General features: G+C 71.9%; 30 protein-coding genes. 11 read left to right on the top strand and 19 right to left on the bottom strand.

Annotated elements, in window-relative coordinates; translation table 11 throughout:
- On the bottom strand, window positions 1-922 hold a 922-nt coding region (locus VFZ92_RS37030; protein WP_330881767.1), incomplete at its 3' end, for a glycine--tRNA ligase.
- A gap of 102 nt (window positions 923-1024) precedes the next feature.
- Here VFZ92_RS37030 and VFZ92_RS37025 point away from each other — a divergent pair.
- A complete protein-coding gene (locus tag VFZ92_RS37025; RefSeq protein WP_330881765.1) occupies window positions 1025-1864 on the top strand; it encodes a tetratricopeptide repeat protein in 840 nt (279 codons plus the stop codon).
- Between the two features lie 13 nt (window positions 1865-1877).
- Here VFZ92_RS37025 and VFZ92_RS37020 read toward each other — a convergent pair whose 3' ends face one another.
- On the bottom strand, window positions 1878-2261 hold the full coding sequence (locus tag VFZ92_RS37020; protein WP_330881763.1) for an antibiotic biosynthesis monooxygenase family protein: 384 nt from the start codon (window positions 2259-2261) through the stop codon (window positions 1878-1880).
- 17 nt (window positions 2262-2278) lie between these two features.
- On the opposite strand from VFZ92_RS37020, the gene VFZ92_RS37015 reads away from it, so the two are divergent.
- From VFZ92_RS37015 to VFZ92_RS37005, 3 genes are all read left to right on the top strand, one after another.
- Window positions 2279-2551 carry a hypothetical protein gene (locus VFZ92_RS37015; RefSeq protein ID WP_330881761.1) on the top strand — a complete coding sequence of 91 codons (273 nt, stop codon included), beginning with the start codon at window positions 2279-2281 and terminating at the stop codon, window positions 2549-2551.
- A gap of 85 nt (window positions 2552-2636) precedes the next feature.
- Window positions 2637-3050 carry a metalloregulator ArsR/SmtB family transcription factor gene (locus VFZ92_RS37010; RefSeq protein ID WP_330881771.1) on the top strand — a complete coding sequence of 138 codons (414 nt, stop codon included), beginning with the start codon at window positions 2637-2639 and terminating at the stop codon, window positions 3048-3050.
- Window positions 3047-3469, top strand: coding sequence for a Fur family transcriptional regulator (locus VFZ92_RS37005; protein WP_330881759.1), 423 nt, complete (start codon window positions 3047-3049; stop codon window positions 3467-3469). Before VFZ92_RS37010 ends, VFZ92_RS37005 begins: the two co-directional genes overlap by 4 nt.
- Here VFZ92_RS37005 and VFZ92_RS37000 read toward each other — a convergent pair whose 3' ends face one another.
- The 11 genes from VFZ92_RS37000 to VFZ92_RS36950 all read right to left on the bottom strand — a co-directional run bounded on the left by VFZ92_RS37000 (window position 3470) and on the right by VFZ92_RS36950 (window position 12499).
- Window positions 3470-4183, bottom strand: a complete 714-nt coding sequence (locus VFZ92_RS37000; RefSeq protein WP_330881757.1) for a TIGR03943 family putative permease subunit — start codon at window positions 4181-4183, stop codon at window positions 3470-3472.
- Window positions 4180-5193 (bottom strand): permease, encoded by a 1014-nt coding sequence (locus VFZ92_RS36995; RefSeq protein WP_330881755.1) that lies wholly within the window; start codon window positions 5191-5193, stop codon window positions 4180-4182. The genes VFZ92_RS37000 and VFZ92_RS36995 overlap by 4 nt, the downstream gene beginning before the upstream one ends.
- 455 nt (window positions 5194-5648) lie before the next feature.
- Window positions 5649-6107 carry a hypothetical protein gene (locus VFZ92_RS36990; protein WP_330881753.1) on the bottom strand — a complete coding sequence of 153 codons (459 nt, stop codon included), beginning with the start codon at window positions 6105-6107 and terminating at the stop codon, window positions 5649-5651.
- Window positions 6107-6535 (bottom strand): hypothetical protein, encoded by a 429-nt coding sequence (locus tag VFZ92_RS36985; RefSeq protein WP_259621851.1) that lies wholly within the window; start codon window positions 6533-6535, stop codon window positions 6107-6109. The genes VFZ92_RS36990 and VFZ92_RS36985 overlap by 1 nt, the downstream gene beginning before the upstream one ends.
- Window positions 6532-7353, bottom strand: coding sequence for an isoprenyl transferase (locus tag VFZ92_RS36980; protein WP_330881750.1), 822 nt, complete (start codon window positions 7351-7353; stop codon window positions 6532-6534). The genes VFZ92_RS36985 and VFZ92_RS36980 overlap by 4 nt, the downstream gene beginning before the upstream one ends.
- A 41-nt stretch (window positions 7354-7394) precedes the next feature.
- Window positions 7395-8147, bottom strand: a complete 753-nt coding sequence (gene recO, locus VFZ92_RS36975) for a DNA repair protein RecO (RefSeq protein ID WP_330881749.1) — start codon at window positions 8145-8147, stop codon at window positions 7395-7397.
- Window positions 8148-9044 (bottom strand): GTPase Era, encoded by an 897-nt coding sequence (gene era, locus VFZ92_RS36970; protein ID WP_330881747.1) that lies wholly within the window; start codon window positions 9042-9044, stop codon window positions 8148-8150.
- A gap of 43 nt (window positions 9045-9087) precedes the next feature.
- Window positions 9088-9426 (bottom strand): cytidine deaminase, encoded by a 339-nt coding sequence (locus VFZ92_RS36965; protein ID WP_330881745.1) that lies wholly within the window; start codon window positions 9424-9426, stop codon window positions 9088-9090.
- 43 nt (window positions 9427-9469) lie between these two features.
- Window positions 9470-10783, bottom strand: a complete 1314-nt coding sequence (locus VFZ92_RS36960; protein WP_330881743.1) for a hemolysin family protein — start codon at window positions 10781-10783, stop codon at window positions 9470-9472.
- An 11-nt stretch (window positions 10784-10794) separates the two neighbouring features.
- Window positions 10795-11358 (bottom strand): rRNA maturation RNase YbeY, encoded by a 564-nt coding sequence (ybeY, locus tag VFZ92_RS36955; protein WP_330881741.1) that lies wholly within the window; start codon window positions 11356-11358, stop codon window positions 10795-10797.
- A gap of 4 nt (window positions 11359-11362) precedes the next feature.
- On the bottom strand, window positions 11363-12499 hold the full coding sequence (locus tag VFZ92_RS36950) for a PhoH family protein (RefSeq protein WP_330881739.1): 1137 nt from the start codon (window positions 12497-12499) through the stop codon (window positions 11363-11365).
- Window positions 12500-12707: 208 nt separating this feature from the next.
- On the opposite strand from VFZ92_RS36950, the gene VFZ92_RS36945 reads away from it, so the two are divergent.
- Both VFZ92_RS36945 and VFZ92_RS36940 read left to right on the top strand, forming a co-directional pair.
- Window positions 12708-13526, top strand: a complete 819-nt coding sequence (locus VFZ92_RS36945) for a GNAT family N-acetyltransferase (RefSeq protein ID WP_330881737.1) — start codon at window positions 12708-12710, stop codon at window positions 13524-13526.
- A gap of 2 nt (window positions 13527-13528) precedes the next feature.
- Window positions 13529-14389 (top strand): carbon-nitrogen hydrolase family protein, encoded by an 861-nt coding sequence (locus tag VFZ92_RS36940; protein WP_330881735.1) that lies wholly within the window; start codon window positions 13529-13531, stop codon window positions 14387-14389.
- Here VFZ92_RS36940 and VFZ92_RS36935 read toward each other — a convergent pair.
- From VFZ92_RS36935 to hemW, 6 genes are all read right to left on the bottom strand, one after another.
- A complete protein-coding gene (locus VFZ92_RS36935; RefSeq protein ID WP_330881733.1) occupies window positions 14386-14730 on the bottom strand; it encodes a histidine triad nucleotide-binding protein in 345 nt (114 codons plus the stop codon). The genes VFZ92_RS36940 and VFZ92_RS36935 overlap by 4 nt on opposite strands.
- A 10-nt stretch (window positions 14731-14740) precedes the next feature.
- Entirely contained in the window at window positions 14741-15406 is a 666-nt protein-coding gene (locus tag VFZ92_RS36930) for an alpha/beta hydrolase (protein WP_330881731.1), read from the bottom strand.
- A gap of 245 nt (window positions 15407-15651) precedes the next feature.
- Window positions 15652-16389, bottom strand: coding sequence for a 16S rRNA (uracil(1498)-N(3))-methyltransferase (locus tag VFZ92_RS36925; RefSeq protein ID WP_330881729.1), 738 nt, complete (start codon window positions 16387-16389; stop codon window positions 15652-15654).
- Complete coding sequence (gene dnaJ / locus VFZ92_RS36920; protein ID WP_330881727.1) at window positions 16386-17549, bottom strand: molecular chaperone DnaJ; 1164 nt, start codon at window positions 17547-17549, stop codon at window positions 16386-16388. The genes VFZ92_RS36925 and dnaJ overlap by 4 nt, the downstream gene beginning before the upstream one ends.
- Before the next feature lie 102 nt (window positions 17550-17651).
- The gene (gene hrcA, locus VFZ92_RS36915) at window positions 17652-18674 is read right to left on the bottom strand and encodes a heat-inducible transcriptional repressor HrcA (protein ID WP_330881725.1); all 1023 of its coding nucleotides are present in this window, start codon (window positions 18672-18674) and stop codon (window positions 17652-17654) included.
- Window positions 18675-18752: 78 nt separating this feature from the next.
- Entirely contained in the window at window positions 18753-19967 is a 1215-nt protein-coding gene (gene hemW, locus VFZ92_RS36910; RefSeq protein ID WP_330881723.1) for a radical SAM family heme chaperone HemW, read from the bottom strand.
- A 299-nt stretch (window positions 19968-20266) separates the two neighbouring features.
- On the opposite strand from hemW, the gene VFZ92_RS36905 reads away from it, so the two are divergent.
- The 5 genes from VFZ92_RS36905 to VFZ92_RS36885 are packed head-to-tail and all read left to right on the top strand — an operon-like array spanning window position 20267 to window position 25093.
- Entirely contained in the window at window positions 20267-21952 is a 1686-nt protein-coding gene (locus VFZ92_RS36905; RefSeq protein ID WP_330881721.1) for a nitrite/sulfite reductase, read from the top strand.
- Entirely contained in the window at window positions 21949-22113 is a 165-nt protein-coding gene (locus tag VFZ92_RS36900) for an Insertion element protein (RefSeq protein ID WP_106192632.1), read from the top strand. Before VFZ92_RS36905 ends, VFZ92_RS36900 begins: the two co-directional genes overlap by 4 nt.
- Window positions 22110-22811 carry a phosphoadenylyl-sulfate reductase gene (locus tag VFZ92_RS36895; RefSeq protein WP_330881715.1) on the top strand — a complete coding sequence of 234 codons (702 nt, stop codon included), beginning with the start codon at window positions 22110-22112 and terminating at the stop codon, window positions 22809-22811. The genes VFZ92_RS36900 and VFZ92_RS36895 overlap by 4 nt, the downstream gene beginning before the upstream one ends.
- A complete protein-coding gene (cysD, locus tag VFZ92_RS36890) occupies window positions 22808-23746 on the top strand; it encodes a sulfate adenylyltransferase subunit CysD (protein WP_330881713.1) in 939 nt (312 codons plus the stop codon). Before VFZ92_RS36895 ends, cysD begins: the two co-directional genes overlap by 4 nt.
- Window positions 23747-25093: a sulfate adenylyltransferase subunit 1 gene (locus VFZ92_RS36885; protein ID WP_330881711.1), complete on the top strand. Its 1347-nt coding sequence runs from the start codon at window positions 23747-23749 to the stop codon at window positions 25091-25093.

The following is a 25093-nucleotide window of genomic DNA, read 5'->3' as shown; positions in this document are numbered from 1 at the left end:
CCGAGCCCTGGTCGAAGTACTCGAGCTTCGTGTCGGAGTGCGTGGCGTGCTGGGTGAGGTCGTAGTCGCCACGGTTGGCGATGCCCTCGAGCTCGTCCCAGCCCCACGGGAACAGGAACTCCACGTCGGCGGTGCCGGACGAGTAGTGGCTCAGCTCGTCCTGCTCGTGCTCGCGGAGGATGAGGTGGTCGGGCCGGATCCCGAGGTCCTCGTACCAGCGGCGCCGCTCCTCCTTCCAGTAGTCGTACCAGCGCGGCCCCTCGGCGGGCGGGACGAAGAACTCCATCTCCATCTGCTCGAACTCGCGGGTGCGGAAGATGAAGTTGCCGGGCGTGATCTCGTTGCGGAACGACTTGCCGATCTGGCCGATGCCGAACGGCGGCTTCTTGCGCGACGTGGTCTGCACGTTCAGGAAGTTCGTGAAGATGCCCTGCGCCGTCTCGGGGCGCAGGTAGTGCAGGCCCTCGTCGGTCTCGATCGGGCCGAGGTGCGTCTTGAGCAGCCCGTTGAACATCTTGGGCTCGGTGTACTCGCCGCGCGTGCCGCAGTGGGGGCAGGGCACGTCGGCCAGTCCGCCCCCGGCCTTGCCGGACCGCTCGGCGTACTCCTCGACGAGGGTGTCGGCGCGGTACCGCTTGTGGCAGGAGTTGCACTCCACCAACGGGTCCACGAACGCCTCGACGTGGCCGGACGCGGTCCACACCTCGCGCGGCAGGATCACCGACGAGTCCAGGCCCACCACGTCGTCGCGGCTCTGCACCATGAACTTCCACCACTGGCGCTTGATGTTGTCCTTGAGCTCCACGCCGAGCGGCCCGTAGTCCCACGCCGACCTGGTACCACCGTAGATCTCACCGCACGGGTACACGAAGCCACGGCGCTTGCACAGGCTGACGACGGTCTCGACGCGATCGGCTGGCACGGGTACTCCCCAGGAGGGCTGGTGAAGGGAAAGCATCAAGCCTAACGCCCCCGGCCTCTCCTCCAATGGGCGACCGGGAGCCATCTTGCCTACCCTGCGGAGATGGCGGACGAGCTGCGGGAGATGTGGGACTTCGCCGACCTGACGGCGACCGGGGAGAGGTTCCGGGCCAGGCTCGCGGAACCCATCACCGACGCCCTGCGGGCCGAGGTGCTGACCCAGCTCGCCCGCGTGGAGGGCCTGCGCGGCGACTTCGCCGCGGGCCACCAGCTGCTGGCCGACGCCGAGGCTCTGGCCGGACCCGACTCCTCGGGCCGCGTCCGCGTGCTGCTGGAACGCGGCAGGCTGCTGCGCTCCTCGGGCGCCGAGCCGGAGGCGCTCCCCCTGTTCGCCGCCGCGTTCGTGCTGGCGGGGCACCGCGGCGACGAGTACCTGGCCGTCGACGCCGCCCACATGGCCGCGCTGGTCGACAGCGCCGAGGAGTGGACGCGGCGCGGCGTCGAACTGGCCCGGAGGTCCGCCGACCCCCTGGTGCGGGCGTGGATCGGCCCCCTGATGAACAACCTCGGCTGGGAGCACCACGGGGCGGGCCGGTTCACCGAGGCGCTGACCGCGTTCCAGCACGCCCTGAACGCGCGCGAGCAGACCGAGGACGACCCGCACGAGGTGGAGGTCGCCCGGTACGCCGTGGCCAGGACGCTGCGGGCGCTCGGCCGCCCCGCCGAGGCCGTGGAGCTGATGCGCCGGGCCGTCGAGTGGACGCGGACGTCCGGGGTGCCCGACGGGTGGTTCCACGAGGAGCTGGCCGAGGACTGCGCGGCGGTGGAGCGGTGGGCCGAGGCCGCCGAACAGGCCCGGCTGGCGCTGGGGCTGCTCGACGCGAACCAGGCTCCGGAGAGGGTGAACCGGCTGCGTGAGCTGGCGGCGTTCCGGCCGGGCTAGCCGGGCCGCTCGATCACCGAGGGGTCGCCGACGGGCCGGAGGCCTCGCCGAGCCGGACCGTGCCCGCGTCCTGGGCCAGCAGGCTGACCTGGCGGGCGACCGCGCCACCGGACGCCACGAGCACCGGCTCGTAGGCCGCGGGCTCGTCGACCTGGGCCTCGGACAGCAGGGGGACCACGTGCTCGCGCACGTCGAACGGCGACAGGGCGCGGCGGTAGGCGACGACGGACTCGAACTCGACCGTCAGCACCCAGCGGTCGGCCTCGTCCATCGACCGGCTGAGCAGTCCGCGCAGGCAGCCGGGCCGCGCGATCAGCAGTTCCAGGGCCCGTTCGGCGCGCGCGGTGAAATCGGCGACATCGGGTTCGAGCACGGTGAACCGGCACACGAGCAGCACGGTGCAAGGATGCCACGGTGGCGAACCACTTCAAGCGCACCCTGATCCCCGGCGGCGGCCCACTGGCCAAGGTGTCGGGCTCGCTGGCGTTCCTGCTGGTCATCGTCCTGTTCGCGGCGGGCGTGCTGGTACGCGGAGTGCTCGGCGCGGCACTGCTGGGCATCCTGCTGGTGGGCGTGCTCGCCCTGCTCGCGGCGACGTGGAAGCTGCTCCCGCCCGCCGGGCGGGTGCTGCGGATCGTCGTCGTCCTGGTGCTGGTCGCGGTCATGATCTCTGTTCTGCCCGGATAGCGCCTAGGATTGGTCTTGATAATCCATTCCAGGTAGGACGGGAAGAAGGTGCGTGCGCTTGACCCAGGACGCGACGACTGTCCCGGTGCGCGGCGAGCACACCCACTCCCCCGAACGCGACGCTCCCCGCCCCTCCCCGCCGAGGTCGGCCCGAACGCTGGCGGAGGCCGGTGAGCTGCTGCGCGCGCTGGCCGCGCCGGTGCGGATCGCCATCGTCCTCCAGCTCCAGGAGGCGGAGCGCTGCGTGCACGAGCTGGTCGAGGCGCTGGGCGTGGCGCAGCCGTTGATCAGCCAGCACCTGCGGGTCCTCAAGGCCGCGGGTGTCGTGCACGGCGAACGCCACGGGCGCGAGGTCGTCTACCGGCTGGTGGACGAGCACCTGGCGCACATCGTCGTGGACGCGGTCATCCACGTCGAGGAGGGTGGGGGGACTGCGGCCCGTCCGGTGGTCGCTGGTATCAACGAGACCGATCGGACCGAGGGGACGGAGGACCCGTGACGACAAGCGAGCGCCCGACAACAGCGGTGCCCGGACTGCGCTCGACCAAGCAGCGCACGGCCGTGTCCAAGCTGCTCGACCAGCTCGACGAGTTCCGCTCCGCGCAGGAGCTGCACGAGGAACTGCGGAAGCGCGGTGAGGGCATCGGCCTGACCACCGTGTACCGCACCCTCCAGTCGCTGGCGGACGCGGGCGAGGTCGACGTGCTGCGCACCGACTCCGGCGAGGCCATCTACCGGCGGTGCTCCGCGCACCACCATCACCACCTGGTGTGCCGCAGGTGCGGCCGCACCGTGGAGGTCGAGGGCCCCGCGGTGGAGAAGTGGGCTGACCGCATCGCGGCCGAGAACGGCTTCTCCGAGGTCAGCCACACCGTGGAGATCTTCGGGACGTGCGCGGACTGCACCGGCAAGCGGTAGTCAGCTCTCGTAGGTGTCGACGGGGGTCGCGATGGGCGCGATCTCCGCGACGGTCAGCGTCGGCACGTAGGCCGTCTCCTTCGTCGCGGACCCCGGCACGACCTTGCCCGTGACCTCCACCCACTGGTCGGTCGGCATGGAGTCGAACCCGCCGCCGCCGGTCATGCGCACCTTGATCGGCGACGCGTCGGCCGCGCAGCAGGAGATCGCCAGCCGGGCGACGTAGGTCGAGTCGTTCTTGCGGGCGACGAAGCCGGTCAGCTTCACCACCCGGTCGTCCAGCGACCCCGAGTCGTCCCACGCGGTGCGCGTGACGAACTCGCCGAGGCTCAGCGGGATGACCGCCCCCTCCGGCAGCGCCGCGAACCCGTTGAGGCTCTTGGACTCCTGGGCCGCGTTGCGGTCCGACCGGTTCACCGTGTCCGCGCCGAGCGCGGGCGGGGCGATCAGGAACACCGCCAGCACGGGCAGCAGCAGCATCCACGGGCTGCGCGACGACCCGTGCCCGTGGTCGTCGTGGACCTCGACCTCCTTCGTGGCCCGCAGGTCGCGCACGATCGCCAGCCCGGCCAGCAGGATCATGATCGCGCCCGCCGCGATGAGCAGCGGCTGGAGACCCGCCTTCACGTACCGCAGGTACATGTCGGTGAAGCTCAGCTTCAGCAGCGCTCCACCGAGCAGGATGAGCAGGATGTTCTGCGTTTCGCGCCTCACAGGAACACGGCTCCGGCGGCTAGGGCGCTCGCGATGGCCACCACGAACGTGGCGGGCGCGAAGCGCAGGGCGAAGGACTTGCCGAACGTACCCGCCTGGAGGGCGAACAGCTTCACGTCGACCGCGGGGCCGACGACCAGGAACACCAGGCGGGGCAGCAGCGGCAGCGCGGTCATCGACACGGCCACGAACGCGTCGGCCTCGCTGCACAGCGCCAGGATCACGGCCAGGAACGCCATGACGATCACGCCGAGCACGATCTGCGCGCCCAGCGTCTCCATCCACGCGGTCGGCACCAGCACGTTGAACGCGGCGGCGAACACCCCGCCGAGCACCAGGAACCCACCGGCCTCGACCAGGTCGTGCCGCGCGGTCTCGGTGAACACCGTCCAGCGCGAGACGCCCTCCCGCTCCTCGAACTTCCGCAGCGCCCGCTCGGCGATCCACTCGGCCTTGCCGAACCGGGTCCACAACCAGCCCATGACCACCGCCGTGAGCAGCGACCCGACGAACCGCGCGGGCACCATCATCGGCGCGTCCCGGAACGCGACCGCCGTCGCGACCAGCACGATCGGGTTGACCGCGGGCGCGGCGAGCAGGAACGACAGCGCCACCGCTGGCGGCACGCCCTGCTGCATCAGCCTGCGGGCCACCGGCACCGAGGCGCACTCGCAGCCGGGCAGCGCGACACCCGCGAGACCGGCGACCGGCACCGCGAGCGCCGTCCTCTTCGGCAGCAGGCGGCGGAGGGCGCTGGCGGGCACGAACGCGGCGATGGCTCCGCTGATCAGGACGCCGAACACCAGGAACGGCATCGCCTGCACGCAGACGGCCACGAACACGGTCGCCGCCGTCCGCAGCTGCGGGGCGTCGAGCACGCCGACGAGCCAGTCCTGGAGGACCAGCGCGAGGACCAGCAGCAGGCAGAGCACCTCCAGCGAGGTGACCTTCCCGCGCAGGGGCCCACGACCCGACGACCGCCGGCCCCTGATCTCGGAAGTGATTGTCACTTCCGAGATGATGCCAGGCCGACCCCGTCCGGTCCCACCCACCTGATGTCGGATTCTCGCCGAGTTCGGAAACGTGGGGGTGGGGGGACCGTTCACCGGCTGGGGTGGCGGGTGGGGGTGGAGGTTCTGGGCAGGTGAACGGACCGTTCACACCTGGGGGCGGGAGACGGGGGCAGTGGGAGCGGGAACGGGCCAGCGGGAGCGGAAACGCGGCAGCGAAAGACAGGGCGGCGGGAGGCGGACCAGGGGACGGGGCAAGGGCCCGTGGCTGGAGTCGGCCCGTGCTGGCGAAGACCCACCTCGTGAACGGACCGTTCAACCAGCCATGGCAACGGGGGCGCCTAGCAGCGAAAACCCGCCAGCGGAAACCCCGCACCCCGGCGAACACCCCAGCCGAAACGCCAACACGGGCACCCCCGCCACCACGGCGGCAGCACCCGCGTCGAGCGAAGCGGTCAGGAAGCGGTCGGGTCCGTCGCGGCGAGCAGGCGGCGGAACGTGCGTTCCATCCCGGCCCTGACCTCCTCCGGCGTGGGCGGCTCGAAGTCGTCCGCGATCTCCTCCTCGACCAGGTCGGTCTCGCCCAGCCCGAGGTCCACGTGGGTCCCGTTGACCTTGGGCTCCGCGAACGGCTCGTCGAGCTCCTCGACCTCCTCGTCGGCCTCGCGCAGCTCGTCGATGGTCGCCAGGACCTCGTCGGGGCTCAGGACCGGCAGCATCGGCTCGACGACGGCGAGCATGCCGTCCTCGGCCAGCGCCACCGCCTCGGCCAGCGCGACGGCGTGCGCGCGCTCGTAGGGGCCGCAGACGAAGGAGTCCCACTCCTCGCCACCGGACGGCTCGAAGGTCACCACCCAGGGGAACTCCAGCACGGCGGAGTCCTCGTCGGGCTCGTAGATGATCACGCCACCCATCAGGTGGTCCTTTCGTCGGCGAGGAGTTCGCCGCGCAGTTGGGATGCGGTGGAGACCACGAGCATCAGCAGGGTGCTGAGTGGTTCGGGCTTCATGCCCTCGGCCGGGAACGCGTACCGCAGGGTCACGTCCATGCCGCGATCGGTGTGCACGACGCCGAGCGTGCCGAAGAGGCCCTGGCCCGCGCGTTCGGCGGCGGACACGGCGAGGTCGCGGTCCTCGGGCAGGTCCCACGCGACGACGCACGTGAGGCTCAGGACGGTCAGGCCCTCGGCGAGCTGCATCGCCTGGATCGCGCACGGGACCTCGCCGTGCAGGAAGCTCAGCGCGCCGTCGTCGTCGACGTGGACGTCGTGGAACAGCTCCAGCGCCTCGCGGGCGGAGGTCAGCAGGGCCGCGGTGATGGCGGCGGCGTCTTCGTCGGTCACGCGGTGCTCTCCTCGTCGGGCTTGTCAACGGCGCCACCGAACCGGCGGTCGCGGCGGGCGAAGACCTCGCACGCCGCCCACAGGTCGCGGCGGTCGAAGTCGGGCCACAGGATGTCCTGGAACACCAGTTCCGCGTACGCCGACTGCCACAGCATGAAGTTGGACGTGCGCTGCTCGCCCGACGGGCGGATGAACAGGTCCACGTCCGGCATCTCCGGCTGGTACATGTGCTTGGCGAGCGTGCGCTCGTCGACCTTGTCCGGGTTGATCTTCCCGGCGGCGGCGAGGCGGGCGATCTCGCGGGCGGCGTCGCCGATCTCGGCCCGGCCGCCGTAGTTGATGCACATGGCCAGGTTGAGCTCTTGGTTGTCCTTGGTGCGCTCCTGCGCGTCCTCCAGCTCGGAGATGACGCTGCGCCACAGCTTCGGCTTGCGCCCCGCCCAGCGGACCCGGACGCCGAGGTCGTCCAGCTCGTCGGTGCGGTTGTGGATCACCTCGCGGGTGAAGCCCATGAGGAACCTGACCTCTTCGGGGCTGCGGCGCCAGTTCTCCGTGGAGAACGCGTACAGCGACACCCACTTGACGCCCAGTTCGATCGCGCCGCGTGCGACCTCGACCACGACGCCCTCGCCCCGCTTGTGGCCCTCGACCCTGGACAGGCCGCGCTGGTTGGCCCAGCGGCCGTTGCCGTCCATGACGATCGCGACGTGCTTGGGCACGAACTCCGCCGGGATGGCGGGCGGGCGGGCGCCGGAGGGGTGCGGGTCCGGGGGTCGGGGGACGCGCGTCTCGCGTTCGGCCCGCCGTCGGCGCAGCATGGTGTCGGGGTTCCTCTCGAAGACTGTGCGGTGGCCGAACTTTAGCCCTCGGCCTGCCGCACCGTGCGTTCGACCAGGGGTAGTGAGCGGAGCTGGCGCTCCATGTGCCACTGGAGGTGAGCCGCGACGAGACCGCTCGCGTCACGACGTGCGCCGACGGGGAGCGCGTCGACCACGTCCCACTCGCCGTGCAGCAGCGCGACGAGCAGCCGCAGCGTCTCCGCCGACGGCGTCGCCGAACCCGCCGGGCGGCAGTTCCCGCACACGACGCCACCCGCCTGCACGTTGAACGCCCGGTGCGGGCCGGGTTCGCCGCAGCGCGCGCACTCGTCCACGGCGGGTGCCCAGCCCGCGATGGACATGGCGCGCATCAGGAACGCGTCCAGCACCAGCGACCCGTCCCGGTCCCCGGAGGCCAACGCCCGCAGCGCGCCCGTGACCAGCAGGTACAGCCGCAGCGCCGGTTCACCCTCCTCGGCGGTGAGCCGGTCGGCCGTCTCCAGCACCGCGCACGCCGCCGTGTAGCGGGAGTAGTCGCCGACCAGGCTGACGTGGAACGCGTCCAGCGTCTCCACCTGCGTCACGACGTCCAGCGAGCGGCCGGGGTAGAACTGCACGTCCACGTGCCCGAACGGCTCCAGCCGGGCGCCGAACCGCGACGACGTGCGGCGCACGCCCTTCGCGACCGCCCGCACCTTGCCGTGCTTCTGGGTCAGCAGCGTGATGATCCGGTCGGCCTCGCCGAGCTTCTGCACGCGCAGGACGATCCCCGTGTCGCGGTACAGGTTCGCCATCTAGAACCCCAGGCGGCGCAGCTGCTTCGGGTCGCGCTGCCAGTCCTTGGCGATCTTGATGTGCAGGTCGAGGAACACCTTGCTGCCCAGCAGCGCCTCGATCTGCTTGCGCGAGGTGATGCCGACCTGCTTCAGCCGCTCGCCCCGGTGCCCGAGGATGATCGCCTTCTGGCTGGTGCGCTCCACGTACAGGTTCGCGTGCACGTCGATGAGGTCGTCGCGGCCCTCGCGCGGCGCCATCTCCTCGACGAGCACCGCGATCGAGTGCGGCAGCTCGTCGTGCACGCCTTCGAGGGCAGCCTCGCGGATCAGCTCCGCGATCAGCGTCATCTCCGGCTCGTCGGTCAGGTCGCCGTCCGGGTAGAGCGGCGGCCCCTCCGGGAGCCTGTCGAGCAGCAGCTCCTCCAGCGTGTCGACCTGGTAGCCGTCCACGGCGGACACCGGGACGATCTCGGCGAACTCCATGATGTTCTGCAACGCCAGGAGCTGCTCGGCCACCTGCTGCTGCGGCACGAGGTCGGTCTTGGTGATGATGCCGATCACCGGCGTCTTCTTCGCGATCTTCTGGAGCTCGGCGGCGATGAACTTGTCACCGGGCCCGACCTTCTGGTCGGCGGGCACGCAGAAGCCGACCACGTCCACCTCCGACCAGGTCTCGTGGACCAGGTCGTTCAGCCGCTGGCCGAGCAGCGTCCGCGGCCGGTGCAGGCCGGGGGTGTCGATGAGGATCAACTGCCCGTCCTCGCGGTGCACGATGCCGCGGATGGTGTGGCGGGTCGTCTGCGGCTTGCTCGACGTGATCGCGACCTTGGTGCCGACCAGCGCGTTGGTCAGCGTCGACTTCCCCGCGTTCGGACGGCCGACGAAGCACGCGAACCCTGAGCGGTAACCATCCATCCGTCCATTGTCCCTGCTGCTGAAAGCGCTGACCGGGTGGGGCCTACACCGTCACGGTCTCCACCACCGCGCCCGAGGCGTCCGCGCGCAGGATCGGGCCGGTCGCGGTCAGGTCGCGGACCGCGGCCGCGGAGTCCGCGTCGACCTCGTCGGCGTCGGTGACGACCGCGGCGGCCTCGAGGCCCTCGGCACCGCTGGACACGGCCGCGGCGACCGCCGCCTGGAGGGCGGTGAGCGCGAGCGACGGCAGGGTGACGGTGGCGGCGGTGTAGGTGCGGCCGTCGGTGTCGCGGACGGCGGCGCCCTCGGCGGCGCCGGTGCGGGCTCGGACCGAGCGCGCGAGGGTGACGATCTTCTGGTCTTCGGGGTCCAGCTCAGGCACGGTCGTCCTCGTCTTCGGTTCCACGGCGGGCCACCCGTGCCGGTCAGGCGCGGTTGTCCTCGCGCTCCTTGTCCTCGGTCTCCTCCGGAACCGCCACGGGGCGGACCAGCACGGTCGTGATGCGCATGCGGCCGCGTTCGTCCTTGCCGCCCTCGGCGCGCATGCGGAGGCCCGCGATCTCGGCCTCGGTGCCGGGCAGCGGCACGCGGCCGAGGCGCTGGGCGAGCAGGCCGCCGACGGTCTCGACCTCGTGCTCGTCCAGCTCGGTGCCGAACAGGGCGTCGAGGTCGTCGACGGGGAGGCGGGCGCTGACGCGGACCGCGCCGTCCACCAGGTGCTCGATCGGGGGGCGGTCGTCGGTGTCGGACTCGTCGGTGATCTCGCCGACGATCTCCTCGATGATGTCCTCGATGGTCAGCAGGCCCGCGGTGCCGCCGTACTCGTCGATGACGATGACCAGGTGGGTGCGGGACAGCTGCATCTCGCGCAGCAGGTCGGCCAGCGGCTTCGAGTCGGGGATGAACGTGGCGGTCTTCATCAGCTCGCCGACGGTCGTGCCGTTGGCCTCGTCGGCGAACGTGACGCGCACCAGGTCCTTCAGGTTCACCACGCCGACGACGTCGTCCACGCTCTCGCCGATCACCGGCACGCGGGTGTAGCCGGTGCGCAGCGACAGCGCGAGCGCCTGGCGCAGCGACTTGGTCTGCTCGATCCACACGATCTCGGTGCGCGGCACCATGACCTCGCGGGCGATGGTGTCGCCCAGCTCGAAGACCGAGTGGATCATCTCGCGCTCGCCCTCGTCGACGACGCCGCGCTCCTGGGCCATGTCGACCAGTTCGCGCAGCTCGACCTCGGACGAGAACGGGCCCTCGCGGAAGCCCTTGCCGGGGGTGATCGCGTTGCCGACCAGGATCAGGAGCCTGCTCAACGGCCCCAGCACGCGGCCCAGCACCCGGATCGGGGCCGCGGAGACCAGGCCGACGGCGTACGGGTGCTGGCGGCCGATGGTGCGCGGGCCGACGCCGACGAGGACGTAGGAGACCACGAGCATCGACAGGCCCGCCGTCACGACGGCCAGCCACGGCGGCGACACCAGCCGCAGGCACACGACCGTGACCAGCACGGTCGCCGACAGCTCGCACGCCAGCCGGAGCAGGAGCAGGAGGTTCACGTGGCGGGGCCGGTCGGCCAGCACCTGGAGGAGCTGGCGGGCGCCGGTGCGGCCCTGGCGCTGGAGCCCTTCGACCCGTGCGCGGGACACCGTGCCCAGCGCCGCGTCGGCGGCGGCGAACAGGCCCGCCGCCAGCACCAGCACCACGGCCAGGAAGATCAAGCTCGCGGAACTCGTGGTCACCGGTTCGACCTCTAGGTGGTGGGGTCGGAGGGTTCGGGCTGGTCCGAGTGCTCAAGACCGACGGCACCGAGCAGCTTGGAGTCCGAAGCCCGCTGCACGGCCAGCCGCTCCGCCTCGGCGGTCGCCGACCGGAAGTCGGCGAGGATCCGGTTCTGGAGCGTGAACATCTCGCGCTCCTCGGCGGGCTCGGCGTGGTCGTACCCGAGCAGGTGCAGCACGCCGTGCACGGTCAGCAGGTGCAGCTCGTCCAGCAGGCTGTGGCCCGCCTTCTTGGCCTGGTCCTTGGCGAAGGCCGGGCACAGGACGATGTCGCCCAGCAACGCCGGACCCAGCCCGGCCGCGTCGGGGCGGCGGGCCGAGTCCAGTTCGTCCATGGGGAACGCCATCACGTCGGTCGGACCGGGCAGGTCCATCCAGCGTTCGTGCAGGTCCGCCATCACGTCCAGCTCGACCAGCAGGACGGACAGCTCGGCCAGCGGGCTCACGCCCATCCGGTCGAGGGCGAACCGGGCGGCCGAGACGATCGACGGTTCGTCGACCGGGACCCCGGACTCGTTGGCAATCTCGATGCTCACGTGCTCATCGTCCCCGGCGCTGCTCTCCACGCCGTGCACCGGGTCCGGTCTGGCGCCCGTTCTGGTCGACGCCGTCCTGCACGACCTGCCACTTCTCGTACGCGTCCACGATGTCGCCGACCAACCGGTGCCGAACCACGTCGCCGCTGCTCAGGACCGAGAAGTTGACGTCCTCGACGCCCTCCAGGATCTCCCGGACCACCCGCAGACCGCTGCGCTGGCCACCGGGGAGGTCGACCTGGGTGACGTCGCCCGTGACGACGATCTTGGAACCGAAGCCGAGCCTGGTCAGGAACATCTTCATCTGCTCGGGCGTCGTGTTCTGCGCCTCGTCCAGGATGATGAACGCGTCGTTCAGCGTCCGACCGCGCATGTACGCCAGCGGGGCGACCTCGATCGTGCCCGCCTGCATCAGCCGCGGGATCGACTCGGGGTCGACCATGTCGTGCAGCGCGTCGTACAGCGGCCGCAGGTACGGGTCGATCTTGTCGTTGAGCGTGCCCGGCAGGAAGCCCAGCCGCTCACCCGCCTCGACCGCCGGTCGGGTGAGGATGATGCGGCTGACCTGTTTGGCCTGGAGCGCCTGCACGGCCTTCGCCATCGCCAGGTACGTCTTGCCGGTGCCCGCGGGGCCGATGCCGAACACGATCGTGTTGGCGTCGATGGCGTCGACGTAGTGCTTCTGGTTCAGCGTCTTGGGCCGGATCGTCCGCCCCTTGCGGGACACGATGTCGAGGCTGAACACCTCGGCGGGCGACTCCGTCGTGTTCGCCGACAGCATCGCGACCGTGCGGCGGACCGTGTCCGGGCCGACCTGCTGACCGCGGCTCGCGAGCTGGATCAGCTCGGAGAACACGCGCTCCGCGAACCCCACCTCGGCGGGCTCGCCGGACAACGTGATCTCGTTGCCCCGCACGTGCACGTCCGCGTCCAGCAGGTCCTCGGCGAGGAGCAGGTTCTCGTCGCGCGACCCCAGCAGCGCGAGGACGGCCTCGTCGGGCACGGCGATCTTGGACTGGGCGTACGTCGAGGCCTGGCCGGCCGACGACGACTTTCTGGTCCCGTTGGCGGGGCTCGCGGCGACGGTCACCGGGCGCTCCTCCGGGAATCGGGCGGCTCCACCCGCTGCGGTACCCACCACGTGGTCTCGGGCCTGCTTCCTGCGCTTTCGCGCCAATCCTGGTAGGTCATCGTTGACAGGGCCGATATTAGTCGTCGGTACCGACAAAACGCATCGAATTGACCTCCGCCTCGCCTGAAGGCGGTAATCCCGACCCGCGCCGACGGGGCGGGCCGCACCGCGGAGGCCCCGGAGAACTCGCTGGACGGACCGTGTGTACTGGACCACCGTGGACACCGATCTCACCCTGCGCGAACTCGCCTACGACGACCTGGCCGCCTGCCTGGAGCTGGCCACCGACCGCGGCTGGCCCGCCGAGGACCGCAAGTGGGGCCTCCTGCTCGACCAGGGCACCGGGTACGGCCTCGTCGACCGGTCGGGCGCGCTGCTGGGCACCACCGTCGTCACCCGGTACGCGGGCGAGCACGCCGCCCTCAGCATGGTGCTGGTCGCCACCGACCACGGCGGTCGCGGCCTCGGCAGGCGGCTCGTGGAGCACGCGCTGGAGAACGCCGGCTGCCCGGTGGTCTCCCTGCACGCCACCGCGCAGGGCCGCCCGCTCTACGAGAAGCTCGGTTTCCGCAGCGTCGCCAGGCTGACCACGCACACCGGCCGCTTCAGCTCCGGCGAGCTGTCCGGCACGACCCGCGCCGCGCTGCGGGCCGACCTCCCCGCGGTGGTGAGCGCGGACGCCGAGGTGTTCGGCGCCGACCGCGGCGAGCTGTGGAAGGACTACTTCCGCTTCTCCGACCAGGTGCGCCTCGACGGCGCGGGCGGGTTCGCGGCGACCTGGCGCAACGTCGACGGCCTGGTGGTCGGCCCGGTCGTGGCGGACGCGGTCGAGGGGGCGAAGACCCTGATCGGCGACCTGGCCGTGGGGGCGGACGGCGACATCCGGGTCGACACCTACCGCGACGAGCTGGGCTCCTGGCTGGAGAGCCGGGGCCTGGTGGAGCGCTCCTCGGTCGACCTGATGGTGCACGGCGCGGTCGACGTGCCCGGCGACCGCGCCCGCCTGCACGCGCCGATGATGCAGGCGCTGGGGTAGCGGTGGCCGGGTTCGTGGTGGGGGTGCTCCAGGTGGGCACCTCGCCGGAGGGCACGGCGGCGACGCTGGAGCGGATCCTGGGCTACGAGCGGGAGATCGCGGAGTCCGGCGCGGCGCTCGTCGTGCTGCCCGAGGCGGTCCTCGGCGGCTACCCGCGCGGCCGGGTCACCGGATCGGGTTTCCCGCGCTACGCCGCGGCGGCCGTCGCCGTGCCCGGTCCCGAGGTCGACGCGCTGGCGGGCCTGTCCGCGCGCACCGGGGCGAGCCTCGTCGTCGGCGTCGTCGAACGGGCCGGGTCGATGCTGTACTGCACCGCGCTGTTCCTCGACCCGGCGGAAGGCCTGGTCGGAACGCACCGCAAGCTGGTGCCGACGGCTCGGGAACGCCTGGTCTGGGGCCGCGGCGACGGGTCGACCATGCCCGTGGTGCCGACGGCCGCGGGGCTCGCGGGCGCGGTGATCTGCTGGGAGAACATGATGCCGCTGCTGCGCGCGGCCATGTACGCGAAGGGCGTCGAACTCTGGTGCGCGCCGACCGTCGACGACCGCGAGGCGTGGCTGGCGTCGATGCGGCACGTCGCGGGCGAGGGCCGGTGCTTCGTGCTGAGCGCCTGCCAGTACGAGCCGCCCTCGGACCACGACGACCCGTTCCTGGGCGGCAGCGTCGTCGTCGGGCCGCTCGGCGACGTGCTGGCGGGCCCGCTGCGCGGTGCGGCGGGCCTGCTGACGGCGACGATCGACCCGGACGACCTCGTGGCCGCCCGGTGCGACCTGGACGTGTCGGGCCACTACGCGCGGCCCGACGTGTTCGCGCTCTCGGTGGACGAGACCGCGCGGGTCGGCGTGACCTTCCGCGCCGACTAGGCCAGCGGGCCGAGGGGCCTGCCGCCGAGCAGGTGCAGGTGGGCGTGGAAGACGGTCTGGCCCGCGTCCGCGCCGGTGTTGAACAGCAGCCGGAAGCCGCTGTCGGCGATCCCCTCGGCCACGGCCACCTCGCCCGCGGCCACGAACAGGTCCGCCACCTCGCCGGGCGCGCGCTCGGCGAGCGCCACCGCGTGCGGCTCGTGGAGCTTCGGCACGAGCACCACGTGGACGGGCGCCTGCGGCGCGATGTCGCGGAACGCGAGGGTGGTCTTGGTCTCGTGCACGACGGTCGCGGGGATCTCCCCGGCGACGATGCGGCAGAACAGGCAGTCGTCCGACATGCGGCCGAGGTTACTGGCCCGCCAGCCGGAGCGCGGCCTCGCGACACGCCTTCCACGCACCGGTCCGCACGTCGACCAGGTCCATGTGGCCGACGCCCGCCAGCCGGACGAACTCGCACCCGGACGCGGCGTGGAACGCCTCGGACTGGCTGACCGGCACGTCCGCGTCCGCGTCGCCGTGCACGCAGACCACCGGGACGCCGACGGGCACCAGCTCGACCGGCGACGCGTCGGCGTAGTCGGGGTCGGGGCCGAGCAGCCGCGCCGACCGGGGGTGCGCGGCGAGGTCCAGCACGCCCGCCTGCGAGACGGCGCCGGTCACCCGGTCGTGCCTGGCGGCGGCCCACACGGCCAGGTGACCTCCCGCGGAGTGGCCGAGGGTGACCACGCGGGTGAGGTCGAGCCGGGGGTCGTCCAGCGCGTCGAGGGCGGCCAGGACGTCGGCGCCGGTGGTCGGCCAGCCGCCTCCGCCGCCGAGCCTGCGGTACTCGACGTTGTAGGCCGCGACGCCGTGCGAGACCAGGTCCTCGGCGAGCGGACGGCCGAGGGAGAGGTCGTAGTGCTGCATCCAGAACCCGCCGTGGATGACCACCACGACGGGCGCGGGGGCCGTGTCCGCTGGGACGGTGAGTTCGGCGAACTGGCTCGGGTGGTCCCCGTAGACGATGCGGTCCATGCGCAGATCCTGCCCCGGAGCGACCCGCGGGAGCGCGCCGGAACCGTCGACCGGGTACAGAGGAGCCGCGCCGCAGGGGGACCTGGGGGTCGTCCCGCTGCGGCGCGGCGGCGCCGGACCGAGGGGGGAGGTGTCCGGCGAGTCCTGTGGTCTGAAGAGGCCAAAGCTCTATCGCCCCGTCAGGTGATAAGGGTAACTCTTCTGCGCACTAGTTCGCTAGGAGTAAGCAAATTGGGCCCGAATGTTCACTCCCAGCGACGGGTAAGTACACCCAGTGCTCCGAGTGCGACCGCCGCGGCCGTTGACGCACGAAGGACGGTAGGGCCCAGTCGCACAGCGTGAGCACCGGCGTCGGTGAGCGTCACCAGCTCCTGGTCGCTGATCCCGCCCTCGGGGCCCACCACCAGGAGCACGTCCCCCTCGGCGGGCAGCTCCACCGAGGCCAGCGGCGAGGTCGCCGACTCGTGCAGCACCAGCGTGAGCGCGGACGACGAGACCAGCGTCGCCAGCCCGGCCGTGCCGACGGGTTCGGCGACCGACGGCACCCGAGCGCGGCGGGCCTGCTTCGCGGCCTCGCGGGCGGTGCTGCGCCAGCGGGCGAGGGCCTTCGCGCCGCGCGGGCCCTCCTCCCACTTCGTCACGCACCGGGCGGCGCGCCACGGCACCACGCCGTCCACGCCCGCCTCGGTGGCGAGTTCCACGGCCAGCTCGCCGCGGTCGCCCTTCACCAGCGCCTGCGCGAGCACGACGCGCGGCGTCGGCTCGGGAACGGTCCACCGCTCCAGCACCGCCAGACGCAGGGCGGCCTTGTCCAGCACCTCGTCGACCACGCAGCGCACCTGGTCGCCGGAGCCGTCGGAGAGCACCAGCTCCTCCCCCGCGCGCAGCCGCCGCACGGTGGCCGCGTGCCTGCCCTCCGGGCCGTCGAGGAGCCCGCGGTCACCCGCGGGCAGAGCGTCGACCAGGAAGACCGGCAGCGTCACCGGTTGCCGCGGCCGGAGCGCAGGCGGGAGAACAACCCGCCGCCGCTCTTGCCGTTGTGCGCCAACGTGGGCTCTTCCTCGCCCCGCTCGGTGGCCAGTTCGCGCAGCAGTTCGGTCTGCCGGGCGTCGAGCTTGGTCGGGACCACGACCTCCAGGTGCACGTGCAGGTCGCCCCGCCCGTCCACGCGGCCGTTGGACCGCAGCCTGGGCATGCCCCGGCCGGTCAGCAGCAGCTCGGTGTTCGGCTGGGTGCCGGGCTCGATGTCCAGCGCCTCCTCGCCGTCCAGGGTCTGGAGCGGGAGCACGGCGCCGAGCGCCGCGGCCGTCATCGGGATCCGCACCACGCAGTGCAGTTCGGCGCCGTCGCGCTCGAACACGTCGTGCTGCTGCTCCTCGATCTCCACGTACAGGTCACCGGCGGGGCCGCCACCGGAGCCGACCTCGCCCTGGCCCGCGAGGCGCACGCGCATGCCCTCGGCGACACCGGGCGGGATCTGCACGTTGATGGTCCGGCGCGAGCGCACCCGGCCGTCGCCGCCGCACTGGCCGCACGGGTCGGGGATGACCTCGCCGAAGCCGCGGCACACCGGGCACGGGCGGGCCGTGACGACCTGGCCGAGGAACGAGCGCTGCACGGACTGGACCTCGCCCCGACCACCGCAGGTGTCGCAGGTGATCGGCGAGGTGCCCTCGGCGCAGCCGCCGCCGTGGCAGCGCTCGCACAGGACCGCCGTGTCGACGGTCAGCTCGCGGTTCGTGCCCGCGGCGCACTCCTCCAGCGTCATGTCCAGCCGGATCAGCGCGTCCGAACCGGGTTGCACGCGGCTGCGCGGACCGCGCCCGCCGCCCGCGCCGCTGTTGGCGCCGAAGAACGCGTCCATGATGTCGCCCAGGCCGAACCCGGAGAACGGGTCGCCGCCCATGCCACCGCCGCCACCGCGGCCGCCCGACTCCAGCGGGTCGCCGCCCAGGTCGACGACCTGGCGCTTCTTCGGGTCCGACAGGACCTCGTAGGCGGCGGTCACCTCCTTGAACTGCGCTTCCGCGTCCGGGTTCACGTCCGGGTGCAGTTGCCTCGCGAGCTTGCGGTAGGCGCGCTTGATCTCCTCCGGGGTCGCGTTCTTCCCGACCCCGAGCGTGCCGTAGTAATCCCTCGCCACCGTGTTGTCCTCCTGCGGGCACGATCCGCGCCCGCTTGCGTCTGTTGCGTGCTCGCCCGAAACGTCGAACGTGGCCGTGGTCTCCGCGTGTTCCCGCGCCCCTCAGCGCGCCGTCAGGATCTCCCCGACGTACGTGGCGACCGCGCGTACGGCCGCCATGGTCCCCGGGTAGTCCATCCGGGTCGGGCCCACGACCCCCATGCCGCCGAGCAGGTTGTCATGGCTTCCGTAGCCGATGGACACCACCGAGGTGCTGCGCATCTCGGCGGCTTCGTTCTCCTCGCCGATGCGCACCAGGATGGTCCCCGGATCACGCGCGGCGGCGAGCAGCTTGAGCACCACGACCTGCTCCTCCAACGCTTCCAGCACCTGCCGGAGCGAGCCGGGGAAGTCTGCCACGTTGCGGGTGAGGTTCGCGGTGCCGCCCAGCACCAGCCGTTCCTCGGGGTGTTCGACGAGCGACTCGATGAGCACCGTGCTGATCCGGATCATCGCCGCGCGCAGGTCGCCCGGCGACTGGTCGGGCAGCTCGGCGACCTTCGCGGAGGCCTCGGCGAGCCGCCTGCCGACCATGGCCGAGTTCAGCATCGCCCGCAGCCGGGCCACGTTGTCCTCGGTGATCACGTCGCCGAGGTCGACGGACCGCTGGTCGACGCGGCCGGTGTCGGTGATGAGCACCAGCATCAGCCGCGCGGGCGTGATGCGGAGGACTTCGAGGTGGCGCACGTTCGAGCCGCTGAGCACCGGGTACTGGACGACGGCGACCTGGCGTGTGAGCTGGGCGAGCAGCCGGACGCTGCGCCGCAGCACGTCGTCGAGGTCCAGCGCGCCTTCCAGGAAGCTGTAGATGGCCTTGCGCTCGGCGGTGGACAGGGGCTTGATCTCGGCGAGCCGGTCGACGAACAGCCGGTAGCCCTTGTCGGTGGGCACGCGGCCCGCGCTGGTGTGCGGCTGCGTGATGTAGCCGTCCTCCTCCAGCGACGCCATGTCGTTGCGCACCGTGGCGCTGGACACACCGAGGTTGTGCCGCTCCACCAGTGCCTTCGACCCGACCGGCTCCTGGTTCGAGACGTAGTCGGCGACGATCGCGCGCAGCACCTCGAACCGGCGTTCATCGGCGTTCACGACGAGTCACCTCCACTGTTGAGTGCGGTTGGGTCAAGTTTACGGAGCGCCCGCGCCCTCCCGTGCACCGATCCGGCCTCATGTGAGCCGGTGCACGACGGCGTCGGCGAGCAGCCGCCCCCGATCGGTCAGGACGCAGCGGCCCCCGTCCAGCGCGGCGGGCTCCAGCAGGCCGTCGGCGGCGGCGAGCTTCGCCTCGGCCTGGCCGTCGGTGTCCAGCACGTCCAGCGGCAGGCCGTCGCGCAGGCGCAGCTCCAGCAGGACGCGTTCGACGCGGCGGTCGGCGTCGGCGAGCAGCTCGCGCCCCGCGGCGGGTGACCGCCCGGAGGCCAGCACCTCGGCGTAGCGGGCGGGGTGCTTGACGTTCCACCAGCGCAGGCCGCCGACGTGGCTGTGCGCGCCGGGCCCGGCGCCCCACCAGTCGTGGCCGCGCCAGTAGAGGAGGTTGTGGGCGCACCGGGCGGCGTCGTCGGTCGCCCAGTTGGACACCTCGTACCAGCTCATCCCCTGCGCGGCCATGGCGGCGTCGATCTGCTCGTACTTGTCGGCGAGCACGTCGTCGTCGGGCATCGGCAGGACGCCGCGGCTGACCTTGCGCGACAGCGCGGTGCCCTCCTCGACGATCAGCGCGTAGGCGGACACGTGGTCGACGCCCGCCGAGTGCACGGCGTCGAGGGAACCCCTGAGGTCGTCGGCGGTCTCGCCGGGCGTGCCGTAGATGAGGTCGAGGTTCACGTGCTCGAACCCGGCCGCGCGGGCCTCGCGGGCGGCGTCGACCGGCCTGCCCGGCGTGTGCTTGCGGTCGAGGACCTGGAGCACGTGGCGGGCGGCGGACTGCATGCCCAGCGACACCCTGGTGTAACCAGCGTCACGGATGCCCGCGAAGAACTCCGGCGACGTGGACTCGGGGTTGGACTCCGTGGTGACCTCCGCGCCCGGCGCGAGGCCGAACGAGGACCGGACGGCGGCCAGCACGTCGGACAGCCCGGCGGCGCCCAGCAGCGACGGTGTGCCACCGCCGACGAACACGGTGTCAGCGCGGGGCGGGGTGCCGAGCACCGACGCCGCCAGGTCCAGCTCGCGCCGCAGGCCCTCCAGCCAGGACTCCGGCGAGGCGGAGGTGCCCAGCTCACCGGCGGTGTAGGTGTTGAAGTCGCAGTAGCCGCAGCGGGTCGCGCAGAACGGGACGTGGACGTAGACGCCGAACGGACGGCTGCCGAGCCCGGCCAACGCCGACGGCGGCAGCGAGCCGTCGGCGGGTGCGGGATCACCAGCGGGAAGGGCGGAGGGCATGGGACCCAGTCTCCCACTTAACACACGGTCGGAGGCCGTCCCAGCATTCGGTTGGCTGTGGACCACGGGGTGGACAGGTGGCACTCTCAAGCCATGACCTCGACCGGAGTCCGCCTGGTGGTGCGCCGCCACGTCGACTTCCGTCGCGTCTCCAGCGCGTTGTGCCGTCGTTCGGCATAGCCCGCGCCTGCTATTGATCTTGTTCCCGTCGGCGCCGGGTGCGCTGACGAGACCCCCACCACGGCTCCACCGGGACTCGGCCGCGCGCGCCCAGCGCCCCGAAACCCCGGAGGACGACGATGGTCCCCCCGACTACGACGTCTCAACGCGGCACGAAGCAACGCCGTGGTGAGGGGCAGTGGGCGCTCGGCTACCGCGAACCGCTCAACCCCAACGAGCGCAGCAAGAAGGACGACAACCCCCTCAACGTCCGCGCGCGGATCGAGAACATCTACGCGCACGGCGGGTTCGCCTCCATCGACCCGGCCGACCTGCGGGGTCGTTTCCGCTGGTACGGGCTCTACACCCAGCGCAAGCCCGGCATCGACGGCGGCCGGACGGCGACGCTGGAGCCGGAGGAGCTGGACGACGAGTTCTTCATGCTCCGGGTGCGCTCCGACGGCGGGCGGCTGACCACCGAGCAGCTGCGCGTGCTCGGCGAGGTGTCCCAGACCTACGCGCGCGACACGGCCGACATCACCGACCGGCAGAACATCCAGTACCACTGGATCCGCATCGAGGACGTCCCCGCGATCTGGCAGAAGCTGGAGGACGTGGGTCTGACCACGATGGAGGCCTGCGGGGACAGCCCCCGCGTGGTCCTCGGTTCGCCGGTCGCGGGCATCGCCGTGGACGAGGTGGTGGACGGCAGCCCGGCGATCGACGTGATCCTGGAGCGCTACATCGGCGACCCGGCGTTCTCGAACCTGCCGCGCAAGTTCAAGACCGCCATCTCCGGGCTCCCCGACGTGGCGCACGAGATCCACGACATCGCGTTCGTCGGCGTGGACCACCCCGAGCACGGCCCCGGCTTCGACCTGTGGGTCGGCGGCGGCCTGTCCACCAACCCGATGATCGGCAAGCGGCTCGGCGCGTGGGTGCCCCGCGACGAGGTGCCGGACGTGTGGGCCGGGGTGATCAGCGTGTTCCGCGACTACGGCTACCGCAGGCTGCGGCACCGCGCGCGGATCAAGTTCCTGGTGGCGGACTGGGGGCCGGAGAGGTTCCGCGAGGTCCTCGAGACCGAGTACCTCAAGCGGACGCTGATCGACGGCCCCGCGCCGGAGGTGCCCGCGCAGCCCCGCGACCACATCGGCGTGCACCGGCAGAAGGACGGCCTGTTCTACGTCGGCGCGGCGCCGATCGCGGGCCGGGTGTCCGGGTCCACGCTCGTCGAGGTCTCCAAGGCAGTCGAACGGGCGGGCTCGGGGCGGGTGCGCCTGACGCCGCAGCAGAAGCTCGTGGTGCTGGACGTGCCCGAGGCCGAGGTGCCCGCGCTCCAGGGCGACCTGGCGAAGCTGGGGCTCCAGACCGAACCGTCGCCGTGGCGGCGCGGCGTGATGGCGTGCACCGGCATCGAGTTCTGCAAGCTCGCCATCGTCGAGACCAAGGCCCGCGCGGTCGACCTGGTCAGCACGCTGGAGAAGGAGCTCGCGGACGTGGTGGGCGAGATCGGGTCGCCGGTCAGCATCCACATCAACGGCTGCCCCAACTCGTGCGCCCGCATCCAGACCGCGGACATCGGGCTCAAGGGCCAGATCGTGACGGACGCCGACGGCAACCAGGTCGAGGGCTTCCAGGTGCACCTCGGCGGCGGGCTCGGGCTGGACGCGGGCTTCGGCCGCAAGGTGCGCGGGCACAAGGTGACCGCCGCCGAGCTGTCGGGCTACGTCGAGCGGGTCGTGCGGCACTACGTGGCGCAGCGCACCGAGGGCGAGCGGTTCGCCCAGTGGGTCCTGCGGGCCGAAGAGGGTGACCTGAAGTGAGCGCGACCGAGCGTGCCACGCCCTTCTACTGCCCCTACTGCGGGGACGAGGACCTGCGTCCCGAGGAGGAGCCCCACGCGGCGTGGCTCTGCACCGGCTGCCGCCGCGTGTTCACCGTGAAGTTCGTTGGACTGCACTTGCCACAGGAGGTGAAGCGATGACCACGACCACTCGGACCGAGGAGTTGAGGGTGATCGCGGAGGCCGCGTCGGTCGAACTGGCCGACGCCACCGCCGCGGAGGCGCTGGAGTGGACCGCGCGGACGTTCGGCGAGAGCTGGATCGTCGCCTCCAACATGCAGGACGCCGTGCTGATCGACCTCGCCGTGAAGGCGAAGGCCGACGTCGACGTGCTGTTCCTGGAGACCGGCTACCACTTCGCCGAGACCATCGGCACCCGTGACGCGGTGGACCTGGTCTACCCGGACGTGCGCATCGTCAACGCCGCGGCCGAGCAGTCGGTGGCGGACCAGGAGGAGCAGTTCGGCCTGCTGAACCAGACCGACCCCGGCCGGTGCTGCGCGCTGCGCAAGGTCGTGCCGCTCCAGCGGACGCTGGCCCGGTACGACGCGTGGGTCACGGGCGTTCGCAGGGTGGACGCGCCGACGCGGGCGACCACGCCGATCGTGCAGTGGGACGAGCGCAACGGGCTGGTGAAGGTCAACCCGATCGCGCCGTGGTCCGACGACGAGTTCAACGCCTACATCGCCGAGCACGGGATCCTGGAGAACCCCCTCGTCCAGGCTGGTTATCCCTCCATCGGCTGCGCGCCGTGCACCGCCAAGCCGCTGCCGGGCCAGGACGCCCGCAGCGGTCGGTGGGCCGGGCAGGCCAAGACGGAATGCGGGCTCCACGGATGAACGACGATCTGCTGGCAGGGTCGAGCGTGAGCACCGCGCCGACTCCGCACACCACTCTGGACCGCCTCGAATCCGAGGCGATCCACATCTTCCGCGAGGTCGCGGGCGAGTTCGACCGGCCGGTGATCCTGTTCTCCGGCGGCAAGGACTCCACGCTGCTCGTGCACCTGGCGATCAAGGCGTTCTGGCCCGCTCCGGTGCCGTTCCCGCTGCTGCACGTCGACACCGGTCACAACTTCGACGAGGTCATCGAGTTCCGCGACCAGGTCGTGGCCCAGCACGGGTTGCGCCTGGAGGTCGCGAAGGTCCAGGACTGGATCGACGACGGTCGGCTCCAGGAACGCCCGGACGGCACGCGCAACCCGTTGCAGACCGTGCCCCTGCTGGACTCCATCACGTCCCACAGGTACGACGCCGTGTTCGGCGGCGGCCGTCGCGACGAGGAGCGGGCACGGGCGAAGGAGCGCATCTTCAGCCTGCGCAACAGCTTCGGCCAGTGGGAGCCGCGCCGCCAGCGCCCCGAGCTGTGGAACCTGTACAACGGTCGGCACCGCGCGGGCGAGCACGTGCGGGTGTTCCCGCTGTCCAACTGGACCGAGCTCGACGTGTGGAACTACATCGACCGCGAGGGCATCGAGCTGCCGTCGATCTACTACTCGCACCAGCGCGACGTGTACCTGCGCGACGGCATGTGGCTGACCGAGGGCCCGTGGGGCGGCCCCCGGCCCGAGGAGACCGTGCTGACCAAGACCATCCGCTACCGCACGGTCGGCGACGGCTCGTGCACCGGCGCGGTGGAGTCCGAGGCGTCCGACATCCGCGAGGTCATCGCCGAGGTGGCCGCGTCGCGGCTGACCGAGCGCGGCGCCACGAGGGCCGACGACCGCTTGTCCGAAGCAGCCATGGAAGACCGCAAGCGGGAGGGCTACTTCTAAATGAGCGACCTGTTGAGGCTGGCGACGGCGGGCAGCGTGGACGACGGGAAGTCCACGCTGGTCGGCCGGTTGCTGTACGACACCAAGTCGGTGCTGGCCGACACGCTCGACGCCGTGCACCGCGCGAGCGCCGACCGCGGGCTGTCCACCCCGGACCTCTCGCTGCTCGTGGACGGCCTGCGGTCGGAGCGCGAGCAGGGCATCACCATCGACGTGGCGTACCGGTACTTCGCCACCGACAAGCGCTCGTTCGTGCTCGCCGACACCCCCGGCCACGTGCAGTACACCCGCAACACGGTGACCGGCGCGTCCACGGCGCAGCTCGCGATCCTGCTGGTGGACGCGCGCAAGGGCGTCATCGAGCAGACCCGGCGGCACGCGGCCGTGCTGGCGCTGCTGGGCGTGCCGCGGCTCGTGCTGGCGGTGAACAAGATCGACCTCGTGGACTTCGACGAGACCACGTTCGCCCGCATCTCCAAGGAGTTCACCGCGCACGCGACAGCGCTGGGCTACAGCCCGGACGCGGTGGTGCACATCCCGGTGTCCGCCCTCGCGGGCGACAACGTGGTGGAACACTCCACGAACACCCCCTGGTACTCCGGCCCCACGCTGCTGGAGCACCTGGAGTCGGTGCCGGTCGAGGCCGACCCGCACGACGGCGAGTTCCGCTTCCCGGTCCAGTACGTGATCCGGCCGCGCACGCCGGAACACCTGGACTACCGGGGCTACGCCGGGCTGGTCGCGTCGGGCACGGTCAAGGTGGGCGACGAGGTCGTGGTCCTGCCCGCCGGGCTGCGCAGCACGGTGGAGAAGATCGACACCTTCGACGGTCCGCTGGCCGAGGCGGCGGCGGGCCAGTCCGTGACGCTGCTGCTGGCCGACGACCTGGACGTCTCCCGCGGCGACCTGATCGCCGCCGCGGGCACTCCCCCGCAGGTCACCGACGAGTTCGACGCCACCCTGTGCTGGCTGTCGGAGAAGCCGCTCACGCCGGGTGCCCGCGTCCTGGTCAAGCACGGCGCGCGCACCGTGCAGGCCATCGTCACGGAGCTGCGCGCGCGCTTCGACGAGCAGCGACTGGCCAGTGTGGACAGTCCGACCTCGTTGGGCCTCAACGAGATCGGCCGGGTCGCCATCCGCACGGCGGAGCCGCTCCCGGTGGACGGGTACTACAGCAGCAGGCGCACCGGCGCGTTCCTGGTGATCGACGCGGCTGACGGCGGCACGCTCGCCGCCGGCCTCGTGGGCGCGGGCCTCCCGGTGCTCGACGGCGTGGACAGCTGTACCGAGGGCGGGAACACCGCCCCGGTCGCCGACGACCACGCCCTCGTCTCCCCCGGCCCCTGA

It is taken from the genome of Umezawaea sp. (assembly GCF_036375055.1).
Classification (GTDB): Bacteria; Actinomycetota; Actinomycetes; order Mycobacteriales; family Pseudonocardiaceae; genus Umezawaea.
Note: the sequence above shows the minus strand (reverse complement) of the source record. Positions and strands in the feature narration are given on the sequence as shown.

Coding starts and splice junctions, on each gene's coding strand:
- VFZ92_RS37025 (WP_330881765.1), top strand. CDS start 1,025: ATGGCGGACGAGCTGCGGGAGATGTGGGACTTCGCCGACCTGACGGCG.
- VFZ92_RS36990 (WP_330881753.1), bottom strand. CDS start 6,107: ATGGGTGGCGTGATCATCTACGAGCCCGACGAGGACTCCGCCGTGCTG.
- VFZ92_RS36980 (WP_330881750.1), bottom strand. CDS start 7,353: ATGCTGCGCCGACGGCGGGCCGAACGCGAGACGCGCGTCCCCCGACCC.
- recO (WP_330881749.1), bottom strand. CDS start 8,147: ATGGCGAACCTGTACCGCGACACGGGGATCGTCCTGCGCGTGCAGAAG.
- era (WP_330881747.1), bottom strand. CDS start 9,044: ATGGATGGTTACCGCTCAGGGTTCGCGTGCTTCGTCGGCCGTCCGAAC.
- VFZ92_RS36935 (WP_330881733.1), bottom strand. CDS start 14,730: ATGTCGGACGACTGCCTGTTCTGCCGCATCGTCGCCGGGGAGATCCCC.
- VFZ92_RS36930 (WP_330881731.1), bottom strand. CDS start 15,406: ATGGACCGCATCGTCTACGGGGACCACCCGAGCCAGTTCGCCGAACTC.
- hemW (WP_330881723.1), bottom strand. CDS start 19,967: ATGCCCTCCGCCCTTCCCGCTGGTGATCCCGCACCCGCCGACGGCTCG.
- VFZ92_RS36905 (WP_330881721.1), top strand. CDS start 20,267: ATGGTCCCCCCGACTACGACGTCTCAACGCGGCACGAAGCAACGCCGT.
- VFZ92_RS36895 (WP_330881715.1), top strand. CDS start 22,110: ATGACCACGACCACTCGGACCGAGGAGTTGAGGGTGATCGCGGAGGCC.
- cysD (WP_330881713.1), top strand. CDS start 22,808: ATGAACGACGATCTGCTGGCAGGGTCGAGCGTGAGCACCGCGCCGACT.
- VFZ92_RS36885 (WP_330881711.1), top strand. CDS start 23,747: ATGAGCGACCTGTTGAGGCTGGCGACGGCGGGCAGCGTGGACGACGGG.